This is a genomic window from Marinobacterium sp. xm-g-59 (genome assembly GCF_013283315.1).
In the GTDB taxonomy this organism is placed as follows: Bacteria; Pseudomonadota; Gammaproteobacteria; order Pseudomonadales; family Balneatricaceae; genus Marinobacterium_E.
Map to the genome: position 1 here is coordinate 309,493 of NZ_WBYR01000002.1, position 12,292 is coordinate 321,784.

Here is a 12,292-nt window from a genome sequence, read left to right on the forward strand (position 1 = left end):
TTGTTATAAGTGAATAAAATGCCCGGTTCTGTTGGAACCGGGCAGAGTGAGTTACGCTAGTTTTACGTACTCAAAGTCAGACGCTTGCTGGTTTACGCCCACTTTCGGAGGAGCAATCCAGTTTGCATACTTGCCTGGCTCAGTACACTGAACCATGAGGCTGTTGATAAACTCTAGATCAGAGTCATTAGGCAACCAGTTAGCAAGGTTTGCCTCAAACGTCTGCGCATCAACAATTTCACCAGATGGGGTAACATTGATATCAGCGAACGTACCAATCTTACGGTTGAAGGCTTTGTGTGGTGGTACCAATTCGAACTCAATACCAGCTTTAGCAATCGCCTTGTTCCAACGCTTAATGCCGCTCGTCGCATCTTTGATGTAATCATCAAGTAGACGACCGTTAATAGCTGAAATTGCGTCTTCCTCAACCTCAACTAGCTGACCATCAACAACTTGAAGTACTGGATACTTCTCATTGTAGAGCTGGTGGTCGTCATCTAACTTATCTTCCATGTAACGACCCTTGATACCTGCCTCAAATGCAGCAGCGCCGTTAGTCGACAGCTCAGCACCGAACAGATCCAGTGTAACCGCCATATGGAAGTTCAGTTTTTTCTGAATAGTCGGCAGATCGATTACGCCAAGTGCGCGCACAGCTTCGATATCGTTAGGATCAGTAATGCCCGCTTCCTTCATCGCTGCACAAGTACGCTCTAACACACGCATAACACCCGACTCACCAACAAACATGTGATGCGCTTCTTCAGTCAACATGAATCGACACGTACGTGACAACGGATCAAAACCAGACTGAGCTAGGGATTCAAGCTGCATCTTACCGTCGCGATCAGTAAAGTAAGTAAACATGAAGAATGACAACCAATCTGGAGTCTCTTCATTGAAGGCACCAAGAATACGTGGTTTGTCTTCGTTACCAGAGTTACGCTCTAGCATCATCTTAGCTTCTTCACGACCCTCTTTGCCAAAGTACTTCATTAGAAGGTAGACCATTGCCCAAAGGTGGCGACCTTCTTCAACATTGATCTGGAAAAGGTTACGCATATCATACAATGATGGTGCCGTAGAACCGAGATGGCGCTGCTGTTCAACTGAAGCCGGCTCAGTATCACCCTGAACAACAATCATTCGACGCAACAGTGAACGGTATTCAGCTGGGACTTCTTGCCAAGCAGGCTCGCCTTTATGTTTACCAAATGGAATGGTACGACCCTCAACTTGAGGTGCTAAAAGCACACCCCAACGATACTCCGGCATTTTAACGTGGCCAAATACAGCCCAGCCTTTAGGGTCAACACCAACAGCTGTGCGCAGGTAAACTTCTTTATCATTGAAGCCGTCTGGACCAAGATCGCCCCACCACTCAAGGAATTTAGGGTGCCACTCTTCAAGCGCCTTTAAAAGACGACGGTCACTTGATAGATCAACATTGTTTGGAATTAAATCGTCGTAGTTAACTTCTACGCGGACGTTTTCAGTAGTCATTTTTATACTCTCCAACACTTCGTTCAGTTATACACGTTTAAAATCATATTCAGCACGGGTACCCGTACCGTAGAGCTTCAATGCACCGCCCTCGGCAACTGCATTTGGACGCTGGAAGATCCAGTTTTGCCATGCTGTTAAGCGACCAAAGATTTTAGTTTCCATTGTTTCAGGACCCGCAAATCGCAAGTTAGCTTCAAGGCCTGTTAATGCATCTGGTGAGTAACTGGCACGTGATTGAATGACATGAGGGACTTCATCTTCCCAGTCAATGTCATCAAGCGCGTCCGTTACAAGACCCAACACAGCACAAGCAGCTGCGTCTAAACGGTTTCCTATTGTTGCTTTTGCTTTTTCAACAGATTCTGGCTCACCTAAAAATCGCGTATCCAAACGGGAAATATCATTACTCATTGGCAGTGTTCCAAAGTTCATCGCACTCAGCTCAATAGAGGCTTCTGGGGTATCATCACCCTCAAACTGACCTTCAAGCATGTAAGTACGATCTGACGCAAACATCAGTTCCGCTAGGAAGCCACCAAAACAGCTTCCTGGCTCAACAAGCGTCACAAGAGTACGTGAGGTCATGTCAACACGCTTCATAACGCGTTTGAAGTAGGCGGTCACTTCACGAATGAACCAATGATCAGCGTTTGCTTGCAAGAAGGCATCAGCTGCCATTACGGCATCCAAATCACCTTGGGTTTTCAGAGATAAAACGCCCTGCTCTAGCTCGTTAGCACGCAAGTGAAGGATGGCATCATCCAATTCACGAGTCATACGAAGAACCCAGAACTCAGCACCTTGAGCTAGCGCAGCATCGGCTGTAGCTGGCATAGATGAATCGTTTGTTTTGATGGTAATTTCTGCTGTGCGTGCATCGCGGTCAACGGCAACAGAGACAGTAGAGTACTCAACTGCATTATCAGAAATAGTGCGGTTAAGCTGAGTCAAATCACAACCCTGACCACCTGGACGATCTGACAAAGAGGCCAATTCCTTCGCACGCACATCGACTGCCTCAGCGAATTTAGAGCGAGGCACAGCAGCATCCACCAAACGCCAATCGACTGCTTTCTGACCAGCAGCACCCTCTTCAATAGAACAGAAAATATCAGCACGGTCACGACGCACTTTACGCTTATCAACGACACGAGTTAGACCGCCAGTACCTGGCAGAACAGCTAGGAGCGGCACTTCAGGCAGTGAAACAGCTGTACTTCCGTCATCAACCAAGTAGATTTCGTCAGCAGCAAGAGCCAATTCATAACCACCGCCTGCAGCAGTGCCAGAAACCGCACACAAGAACTTAAGACCAGAGTTCTGACTAGAGTCTTCGATTGAGTTACGAGTCTCATTAGTAAATTTACAGAAATTTACTTTGTGTGCATGAGTAGAGAGACCTAACATTTTAATGTTAGCACCGGCACAGAAGATCTTATCATTACCTGATGCAATGACAACCGTCTTAACTTCAGGATGCTCAAAACGGATGCGCTGCAATGCGTCATTTAACTCAATATCAACACCTAGGTCGTATGAGTTCATTTTAAGCTGGTAGCCCTCTGCAAGAGTTGCATCAGGATTAACGTCCATAATCAGGCGACAAACATCACCTTCAAATTCTAGTTTCCAGTGATTGTAGTCGGCTGGTTTGGTTTGAAAATCGATCATCTGTCCTTTCTCCGGATACACTTATTATCGTTTTGTCCATTCAATAAATGCACTATAGTTCATCTTTTATTGATTTACTACAGTTTTTTATCATTTATTTGAATTAAATTTCTGATAATAGAAATGAAACCGGAACTCTAGTTCATTAAGCACACTAGACTCTCTCGATAATGGCAGCAATACCCTGCCCCACACCGATACACATGGTACACAGTGCATATCTACCTCCGCTACGCTCAAGCTGAGTCATAGCAGTTGTGACAAGACGTGCACCGCTCATGCCAAGTGGATGACCCAACGCGATAGCACCACCCTGAGGATTAAGTCGAGTATCATTGGGATCAATATCGAGTCCCCTCAATACGCCCAATGCCTGAGAAGCGAAGGCCTCGTTTAACTCAATAAGATCCATTTGATCCAATGTTAGACCAGATAGTTTCAGTACTTTATTGACTGCTTCGATTGGGCCAACACCCATGATTCGAGGATCGATACCAGCGGTTGCCATAGCAACAACACGCGCTCGAGGTGTTAACCCGTTAGCAGCGGCACCGGATTCGCTGGCCAGCAGCACGGCACAGGCGCCATCATTTATGCCGGAAGCGTTGCCCGCAGTCACCGAACCATCACCACCATTAACTGTTCTTAATTGAGCTAACTTCTCGAGTGATGATTCACGCGGGTGCTCATCGACATCAAAATAGCTAATGTTGCCGCGACGGTCTTTAATTTCGATTGGTACAATCTCATCAGCAAAAAGACCCGCTTTTTGAGCAGCCGCTGTTTTAGCCTGACTGTTAAATGCAAACAGATCTTGCTCTTCACGGCTGATACCATATTCAGCCGCTACGTTATCAGCCGTTTGTGGCATGGTATCAACGCCATACATCGCTTTAAGCGCAAGGTTAGTAAATCGCCACCCCATCGTGGTGTCTTCTAAAATTTGAGAACGCCCAAAAGAAGTTTCAGACTTACCCATAACAAAGGGAGCTCGCGTCATCGATTCGACGCCGCCAGCAAGTGCAACATTCAGCTCACCCGCTTTAATGCCTCTAGCCATGGTACCAATGGCATCCAAACCAGAACCACATAGGCGGTTGATGGTTGAAGCAGGAACCGAAGTGGGCAAACCTGAGAGCAATACTGACATGCGAGCAACATTTCGATTATCCTCACCTGCCTGATTAGCACAGCCCATCAGCACATCATCAATTGACGCTGTATCTAAAGAGGGAACCTCAGCCAGAGTTGCTTTAATAACCTGAGCTAATAAGTCATCAGGGCGAACGGTGGCCAGTGAACCTGCGTAACGACCAATAGCAGAGCGTTTTGCTGCACAAATAAAAGCTTCAGCCATGTTTAAATCCTTGTTTAATCAATCTGATGAAAAGGGGCATTTACGAATGCACGCTGGAGCAGCGCAGGCGATACTCGGTAACGATCATCGCCATAATATAGGCTGATGTTATCCAACACATCGGCTACGAAACTGGTGCCTAGCTTATCGGCCCATGCTAATAGACCGGTCGGATAGTTCACACCTGCCTGCATAGCGGCATCTATTCCAGCGGCATCAGCAATTCCTAAATGAAGCGCATCAGACGCTTCATTAATAAGCATAGCGACTGTTCGCATCACTATCAGACCTGGCAAGTCCTTTACAACCCGAGTTTTGACACCCAAGAAATCGAACATTGCATAGACTTCAGTCCAAACCTCTTCAGGCATTTCCGGATGTGTTGATAGCGCTAGAGATTCACATGTCGAATAGTCGATAGCGAGATCCATTTGAATAAGGTTGCGATTATCTTCAGCCAGAGAACGCTCTAGGGTTGTGCGACCATCCGTCAAAACCAGTGTTGCGCCGTTAGCAAACACGATTTCGCCCTCATCACCTTCAGTCTCGGTAGGAATCTCTATTCCACGCGCCTTAATTCTATCAATAAGCGACTTAATCGCGGGTGATACCACAGCACTGCTAATATTAAAGAACCCACCAAAACGGATATCATCCCACTCAAGGTTTGGGACTAACTGTTTACCCTCAGGGTACTGATAAAAGCCACGACCACTCTTACGTCCAAGCCAACCGGCATCAACTAACTCTTTTTGCATGAGCGATGGTTTAAATCGAGGATCAAAATAGTAAGATTCAAATACTGAGCTCGTCACTGCGTAGTTAACGTCCTGCCCGATAAGATCAGTCAACTCGAAAGGCCCCATACGAAAACCGCCGGCTTCTTTTAATAAAAGATCGATTCGCTCAGGTTCAGTGACACCCTCTTCAGCCATTCGAAGCCCTTCAGCGTAAAAAGGACGTGCTACTCGGTTAACAATAAAACCTGGCGAGGATTTAGCAGCCACACCCACTTTGCCCCACTGCTTAGACAGTGCAAGTAATGTTTCAACAACCTTAGCGTCGGTCGCCAAGCCATGAATCACCTCAACCAACTTCATAATAGGTGCAGGATTAAAAAAGTGCAGACCTGCTAAGCGAGCAGGATCTTTCAACGCCGATCCAATAGCAGTCACGGAGATTGAGGAGGTATTAGTTGCTAAAATAGTTTGGTCTGAACAGATCGACTCCAGTTGTTGAAACAGCTGTTGCTTAATGTCCAAACGCTCAACAATAGCTTCTACAACCAGATCGGCCCGTTCCATAGAGTTGATATCATTGACGTAGGAGATTCGATCGCAAATGCCCTGTGCATCTTCCTCACTGAATTTACCGCGTGAAACCAGCTTATCCATCGATTTTTTTAGATTCGCTTTTGCAGCCTCGAGTACCGATTCACTCAAGTCAAAGAGCACTACATCTAAACCAGCTTGAGAAGCGACCTGAGCGATTCCTGCACCCATAGTGCCTGCACCAACTACGCCCACCTGTTTAATTTGGTCAACCGTTTTGTATTGTGTGGTCATATCATTACTTCTTATCTAAAAATTGCTGAACTTTCTGCCAAAATTCCGGATTGCGACCGGCTAGCTTCTGGCATTGACTTTCCAGTTCCAGTTGAGCGGCAAAGTCATTATCAAAAGCGCGATAGAGGCTACGTTTAATGAGCTCCAAGCCCAACTTAGGCTTACCCTTTAAGTTGGAAACAATATTATCTACCTCTGATGAGAACTGATCCTCTTCTACCGCTTTCCAGATGAGTCCATATTCAGCTGCCTCTTCACCCGTAACAACCTCACCGAGCATGGTAATAGCCATAGCTTTAGCCTGACCGGCATTCCTCACCAGCGTCGCTGTTGCACCAGCATCAGGCACCAAACCTAAATGACTAAAAGGAAAAGTGAACTTTGCCTGTTTCTTTGCAATAACAATGTCACAAGCTAGCGCGAGCGATGCACCAGCTCCAGCAGCGACACCATTAACTGCAGCAATGACAGGAACAGGCAGATTTCTCAATCTAATAACCAGAGGACTGTAGGTGTTTTTTAGAGAGTCCCCCAAATCAGGCTTGGGTTCTCCATGAGGAATACGACGCTCCTCAAGGTCCTGCCCTGCACAGAAACCACGACCCTCGCCTGTCAAAATGAGACAGCGTAAAGACTCCAAACGCTCAATCTCTCTAAGAGCTACTTTTAACTCTGCGTGCATAGTTTTACTGAACGCATTGAGTCTGTCAGGACGGCTCAATTTTAATTCAACAACACCATCTGTCTCTGTAACTTGAAGACATTCGTAGTTATTTGATAAAGACATCACTCACCTCTTAACGCAGTTGCCCGCGCTAGATTAGTCTGCACAGCAGTTGTCACATGGTAGAAGTCTAATCCTCGTAAACCACCTAATTCTTGACCACCGCCTGCACGACCCGGGCCACCGTGAATACACATCGGCATCACATTGCCATGACCTGAATGACCGCGACTAACACTGTCATCAACAATCAAAAGACGCCCATGAGTCGAGCCGAGCTCGACCACTGCGTTCATAGCAAATTGATCATCGTTAGTGAAAATTGAACTCACCAATGAACCTCCACCTCGGCGCACCAACTCGAAAAGTTCTGTTTCGCTGCTGTAAGGCATCAGTGTTGCAACAGGACCAAACACTTCTGTTTCATGTACTTGAGTAGCTGATTTAGGGTCCTGACACACCAATAGTTTTTGCGTGACGTAAAAACCAGATGATTCGCCATCTAATGTTCCAATATCACCTTCAAAAGCTATCTCTGTCTCACTTAGCAGTGCTTTGACACCCTCTTCTGCTGCTAACTGTTGCGCTGCACTGACTAATGGACCATAAGTAACACCTTCATTAGCGGGGTTACCTGGTTTTCCTTTAGAAAGCTTTGCAACCAACGCTTCCTTCGCAGCCTCTAACTCCGAATCAGGCACAAAGATGCGACGAACAGCGGTACATTTCTGCCCCGACTTAATCGTCATCTCTTTAGAGACCTCGTGAATAAATGAATTAAATCCGTCTGAACCTGCAGTAAGATCGGGTCCAAGGATGGATGAATTAATACTATCGGCTTCGGCATTGAATCGAACTGATTCACTGATAACCCTTGGGTGCGATGCAAGCATGGCCGCGGTATCCGCTGAACCTGTAAACGCTACCGCGTCTGCAGATGTAATGTGATCCATTAAATCTCGACCACCTCCCGCCAAAAAGCTAAATGCACCTTTAGGAAGAATGTCTGCATTAATAATATCGCGCGCCATGACCCATGCAACCGGCAAAGAGACAGCCGCTGGTTTAACCACCGCGGGCACACCAGACAGAAGCGCAACACCGAGCTTTTCTAGCATGCCCCATGCTGGGAAATTGAATGCATTTATGTGAACAGCAGCACCTCGCAGTGGCGTCTTTACATGAATCGCTCTGAAGTTCTCATCTTTTGTGAGCTGTTCAAATTCACCATCTGCAATCCATTTACGATCACCAAGCTTCTTACCCAATGAAGCGTAGTATTTTAGTGTACCGATACCGCCTTCCACATCTAGAAATGTATCCATTGCGGTGGCACCATTATTTTTTGCGCTGAGTTCAGCGTACTCCTCTTTGTTCTCACCCAGAACAGCGGCTATCTGTTTCAATAGGCCGGCACGCTCTAAATAGGTCATGCCACGAAGCGCTGAACCGCCCTCTGTTCGAGCAAAATCGAGAATATCACCCCCACTGACTTCGTAACCTGCGATGTTACCCATTACTGAGCCATCCAACGCGCAATAAACGTCTGCTGCGGTGCTACCGTTATCTTGCCACTCACCTAATAGGTAACTCATCATTCGCATGGTTATTTACTCCTTAACGTCTTATAAACTGTGCTTAAATTCTTTTATTGCAGCAATTAACTGCTCCGGCGCATCTCTATGGATAGAGTGACGACAATTTGGGATGACTAATGACTCGGATCTAGAACCGGCCTGTGAGACAATTGCATCAACTTGATCAAGTGTTCCATACTCATCTAGATCACCTTGAACAACGAGCAAAGGCACTCGGATCGACTCCAAGTAGGACTCGATATTAAAATCGAGAAAGTCTGGATCAAGCCAAGCCTTATTCCATCCCCAAAAGGCGCAGTCAACATTGTCACCATGGTAACGGGCCAACCCTTGGCGAAGACCGCCTGACTCATAAGCGTCACGGGCCTTCTCGATACTTGCTACACAAACAGGTTCGTTAAACACATGGGCTGCAAGTGTTACAACACCGATCACACGATCATCCGTTGAGGTGCCTGCAAAAATCAACGCGATTGAACCGCCATCACTATGGCCAACTAGAATAAATTGATCGTACTCAAGTTGCTGCATAATTTGGGGCAGCCAGACTGTGGCTTCTTCAGCCATGTAGTCCAATCGACGAGGTACCTCAACGGGAGACGATTTACCGTACCCACCCCTGCTATAAGAAACAACATCCGAACCGGTTTGATCCGCAAGTTGCTGAGGAAAATCCTTCCACAACTCAACACAACCAAGCCCCTCGTGCAACAAAATAAAGGCGACGCTATTTCTAGCGCCACCTGCTGGTGTTGTTATAACCGCCTCATGCTGGCGGCCATCTACTTCAATAAAATTAACCACTAACCAAGCTCGCGCAATTTGAACCGTTGAATTTTACCGGTCGCTGTTTTTGGTAAATCCGTGACATAAATAAACCAACGCGGATATTTATGCGGCGCAAGATTAGCCTTAACAAAGTCTTTCAACTCTTGATTTAACTCTGGAGTCTCTTGAACAGACTCTTTGAGAATGATGTACGCTTTCGGCTTGACCAGGTCGTTATCATCCATCGCTCCGACAACGGCGGCTTCAAGTACCGCAGGATGCCGAATAAGTGTCGCTTCTACTTCAGCAGGAGATACATATATTCCGCTCACTTTGAGCATGTCATCTGAGCGACCTGCGTAGACGTAATTACCCTCTTCATTGATGTAGAACTTATCGCCACTGCGAGTCCATTCACCTTGGAAGGTCGCAGTACTTTTTGCACGGTTATTCCAATACATGATCGCTGTAGAGGGCCCCTTGGTTACAAGATCACCAATTTCACCAGAAGGTACTTCATTATCGTCAGCATCCAACAACTTAACCTCATAGCCCGGCACCGGTTGACCTGTAGTACCGGGTGCCACGCGACCTGGAGCATTAGATAGGAATATGTGAAGCATCTCGGTAGAACCGATGCCATCAATAATGTCGCTACCCCTTTCCTCTCTCCACTGTTCTAACAATTGAGCAGGTAGGGCCTCACCAGCCGAGGTACTCATACGTATAGGCAATAAGCCTTTTGCAGGTTTATCTTGTTTTGCCAACATTCCGGCATACAAAGTAGGTACGCCGCAGAATACCGTTACCGAATGCTTCTCAAGACGCTCATAAACGGAATCAGGCGTTGGACGACCAGAATAGAGAATCGTTGTAGCCCCCACCGATAGTGGAAAACTAAACGCATTACCTAAACCATAGGCAAAGAATAATTTAGCCGCCGAGAAAACAACATCATCCTGCTGAAGATCAAGAACGCCCTTGCCAAACAATTCCGCCGTTTGAATGATGGAGGAGTGAATATGAACCGTACCCTTGGGTGCACCAGTCGAACCTGACGAGTACAACCAAAAACAGGGATCATCACAAGTCGTCATAGGCCCTACGAATGAGTCGGTGCCTTTTGCTTCTAAATCCGCCACCGAATCACACCCATCCACAGACTCTGATCCCGTTACAATCAGAGTTTCTAACGTAGGTACTTTACCTAGAAGTTCTTTAAACGTCGGAACAAAACTAGGATCTATAATAGCCACTTTAGCGCGACTATCATTAAGCATGTACTCATAATCTTTAGAAGTGAGTAGCGTATTGACTGCTATTGGCAATACACCCGCTTTGATACAACCCAAGAACGATACGGGCCAATCAATAGTATCCAGCGCACACAAGAAAACCCTTTGCTCAGCCTGAACGCCTAGCGAGTTAAGTGATGAACCGAGACGATTGGACCTTCGGTCTAATTCTGAGAAGGTAATTGTCGCTTGATCATCAATATAAGCAAGCTTATCACCGAAGCCAGCGTTTAAGTTACGCTGCATCAAATCATAGGCTGCATTATAGTTTCGAGGTACATTGACCACAGGCGGATTTTGCGAGTGATCGCAGCTGCTTAATTCAAAATCCATTGCTTGATTCCTTTATTATTAATGACAGTTCTAAGGACCGTCTTAAGAGAAATTATTTTTAGAATTATCGAGTAAACTCTATTGCACCATCAGGCAACAGATAGATGACAAAGGCTTCACCGTTGGCCACTGTCGGTTTATGCGCACTGCCAGGTGAGTAAACTTTCCAACCATGATCGGTGCCATCAAATGCAGCGCCTTCGTTCAATGGAATAACCAGATCCACTTCACCATTAGGATGCGAGTGATGCGGACCAACCACATCATTCATCAGCACAACATCGACGCTGAAACCTGCAAGGTCATTACTAGGCTTAAACACCCGACCATATTTGATGCCGCCAGCCTCGTATTGGCACAGCCACCCCTCATCTACACCGATGGAGCAGAGACTTTTGAGTTCAGAAAACCATTCACTGTCACTGGCAAACTCTGAGTTGAGGGAGTCGGTTAGGGCAGGAGAAATATCACGGCCAGCCAACCACTGGGTCACCGGCGCAATAAGGTCGTGGAAACGCGCTTGATTCATAATCTGAAGCCTATTTTATATATTGTTATAGGCTATATGTTGCATTATCTTTGAGATAAGTCAATGCAATATATTTCATATTGTTATTTCCCCTGATAATTAGGGCGTCGTTTTTCCTTAAAAGCAGAAATACCCTCATGCTTATCTTCACTGTCAAGAAGACGAGAAAATGATGAGCGCTCAGCATCCAAACCTGCATCAAGTGGCAGATCAACGGCTGCTTTAATAGCTCTCTTATTTTCGATAACTGCAAGTGGTGCTTTGGTTGAGATCAACTTAGCAATATCCAAAGTCTTTTCGATCGTTAGCTCGGGTTGACAGACTTCTGTTACCAAACCACAAGAGAGAGCCTCATTGGCATCAATAAACTCGCCCGTTAAACACCAGCGCATCGCTTTCCCCTTTCCAACAAGGGTAGCAAGTCTTTGAGTACCCCCTGCTCCCGGCAAGATAGCAAGATTAACCTCGGGCTGTCCGAACTTAGCATTATTGCCTGCTACCAAGAAATCACACAGCATAGCCAATTCATTACCGCCACCCAAACAAAAGCCGTTAACGGCACCGAGTAAAGGCTTTTGTAGTTGTCGTATAGCTGCCCAGTGTTGATTTCGCGGATCGGTTGCTACGTCCGCGCCTGTTTTACGTTGCAACTCATCAATATCAGCACCCGCAGCAAAAGCTCGTTCATCACCCGTTAGGACCATCACCGAAATGTTGGTATCAGCATCCGCCTCGACCAAACACGTCGCTATTTGACCCAACATATCAGTCGATAACGCATTGAGCTCACGAGGTCTGTTGAATTGAATCAACAACACGGATCCATGAAGTGAAAGATTAAGCGACGGAAAACGATCGCTATTAAGATTTTCTAGAGTATCCATACCAAACCTTCGAACTGACTATCAATAAAACCAAACATGCAATATATTACACATTCAAT

Annotated in this window: 10 protein-coding genes; all 10 read right to left on the reverse strand. The window is 46.2% G+C overall.

The genetic code is table 11. The features are described 5' to 3' along the window. Positions 1–51 precede the first annotated feature (51 nt). Positions 52–1,506 (reverse strand): benzoyl-CoA 2,3-epoxidase subunit BoxB, encoded by a 1,455-nt coding sequence (gene boxB, locus XMG59_RS03945; RefSeq protein WP_173494752.1) that lies wholly within the window; start codon positions 1,504–1,506, stop codon positions 52–54. A gap of 27 nt (positions 1,507–1,533) precedes the next feature. Continuing rightward, positions 1,534–3,180 carry a 2,3-epoxybenzoyl-CoA dihydrolase gene (gene boxC, locus XMG59_RS03950; protein ID WP_173482896.1) on the reverse strand — a complete coding sequence of 549 codons (1,647 nt, stop codon included), beginning with the start codon at positions 3,178–3,180 and terminating at the stop codon, positions 1,534–1,536. Positions 3,181–3,334: 154 nt separating this feature from the next. Next, positions 3,335–4,537: a 3-oxoadipyl-CoA thiolase gene (gene pcaF / locus XMG59_RS03955; RefSeq protein WP_173482897.1), complete on the reverse strand. Its 1,203-nt coding sequence runs from the start codon at positions 4,535–4,537 to the stop codon at positions 3,335–3,337. A gap of 14 nt (positions 4,538–4,551) precedes the next feature. After that, a complete protein-coding gene (locus XMG59_RS03960; RefSeq protein ID WP_173482898.1) occupies positions 4,552–6,102 on the reverse strand; it encodes a 3-hydroxyacyl-CoA dehydrogenase in 1,551 nt (516 codons plus the stop codon). 4 nt (positions 6,103–6,106) lie between these two features. Further along, positions 6,107–6,889 (reverse strand): enoyl-CoA hydratase-related protein, encoded by a 783-nt coding sequence (locus XMG59_RS03965; RefSeq protein WP_173482899.1) that lies wholly within the window; start codon positions 6,887–6,889, stop codon positions 6,107–6,109. Continuing rightward, entirely contained in the window at positions 6,889–8,430 is a 1,542-nt protein-coding gene (locus XMG59_RS03970; protein ID WP_173482900.1) for a 3,4-dehydroadipyl-CoA semialdehyde dehydrogenase, read from the reverse strand. Before XMG59_RS03970 ends, XMG59_RS03965 begins: the two co-directional genes overlap by 1 nt. A 21-nt stretch (positions 8,431–8,451) precedes the next feature. After that, entirely contained in the window at positions 8,452–9,228 is a 777-nt protein-coding gene (locus tag XMG59_RS03975; protein ID WP_173482901.1) for an alpha/beta fold hydrolase, read from the reverse strand. After that, on the reverse strand, positions 9,228–10,820 hold the full coding sequence (locus tag XMG59_RS03980; RefSeq protein WP_173494758.1) for a benzoate-CoA ligase family protein: 1,593 nt from the start codon (positions 10,818–10,820) through the stop codon (positions 9,228–9,230). The genes XMG59_RS03975 and XMG59_RS03980 overlap by 1 nt, the downstream gene beginning before the upstream one ends. 64 nt (positions 10,821–10,884) lie before the next feature. Next, the gene (locus XMG59_RS03985) at positions 10,885–11,349 is read right to left on the reverse strand and encodes a DUF4863 family protein (protein ID WP_173495175.1); all 465 of its coding nucleotides are present in this window, start codon (positions 11,347–11,349) and stop codon (positions 10,885–10,887) included. Between the two features lie 83 nt (positions 11,350–11,432). Then, positions 11,433–12,233, reverse strand: coding sequence for an enoyl-CoA hydratase-related protein (locus XMG59_RS03990; protein WP_173482904.1), 801 nt, complete (start codon positions 12,231–12,233; stop codon positions 11,433–11,435). Between the last annotated feature and the right edge of the window lie 59 nt (positions 12,234–12,292).

Excerpts from the sequence above, each read along its gene's own strand:
- boxB (WP_173494752.1), bottom strand. The coding sequence starts at position 1,506 with ATGACTACTGAAAACGTCCGCGTAGAAGTTAACTACGACGATTTAATT.
- boxC (WP_173482896.1), bottom strand. The coding sequence starts at position 3,180 with ATGATCGATTTTCAAACCAAACCAGCCGACTACAATCACTGGAAACTA.
- pcaF (WP_173482897.1), bottom strand. The coding sequence starts at position 4,537 with ATGGCTGAAGCTTTTATTTGTGCAGCAAAACGCTCTGCTATTGGTCGT.
- XMG59_RS03960 (WP_173482898.1), bottom strand. The coding sequence starts at position 6,102 with ATGACCACACAATACAAAACGGTTGACCAAATTAAACAGGTGGGCGTA.
- XMG59_RS03965 (WP_173482899.1), bottom strand. The coding sequence starts at position 6,889 with ATGTCTTTATCAAATAACTACGAATGTCTTCAAGTTACAGAGACAGAT.
- XMG59_RS03970 (WP_173482900.1), bottom strand. The coding sequence starts at position 8,430 with ATGCGAATGATGAGTTACCTATTAGGTGAGTGGCAAGATAACGGTAGC.
- XMG59_RS03980 (WP_173494758.1), bottom strand. The coding sequence starts at position 10,820 with ATGGATTTTGAATTAAGCAGCTGCGATCACTCGCAAAATCCGCCTGTG.
- XMG59_RS03985 (WP_173495175.1), bottom strand. The coding sequence starts at position 11,349 with ATGAATCAAGCGCGTTTCCACGACCTTATTGCGCCGGTGACCCAGTGG.
- XMG59_RS03990 (WP_173482904.1), bottom strand. The coding sequence starts at position 12,233 with ATGGATACTCTAGAAAATCTTAATAGCGATCGTTTTCCGTCGCTTAAT.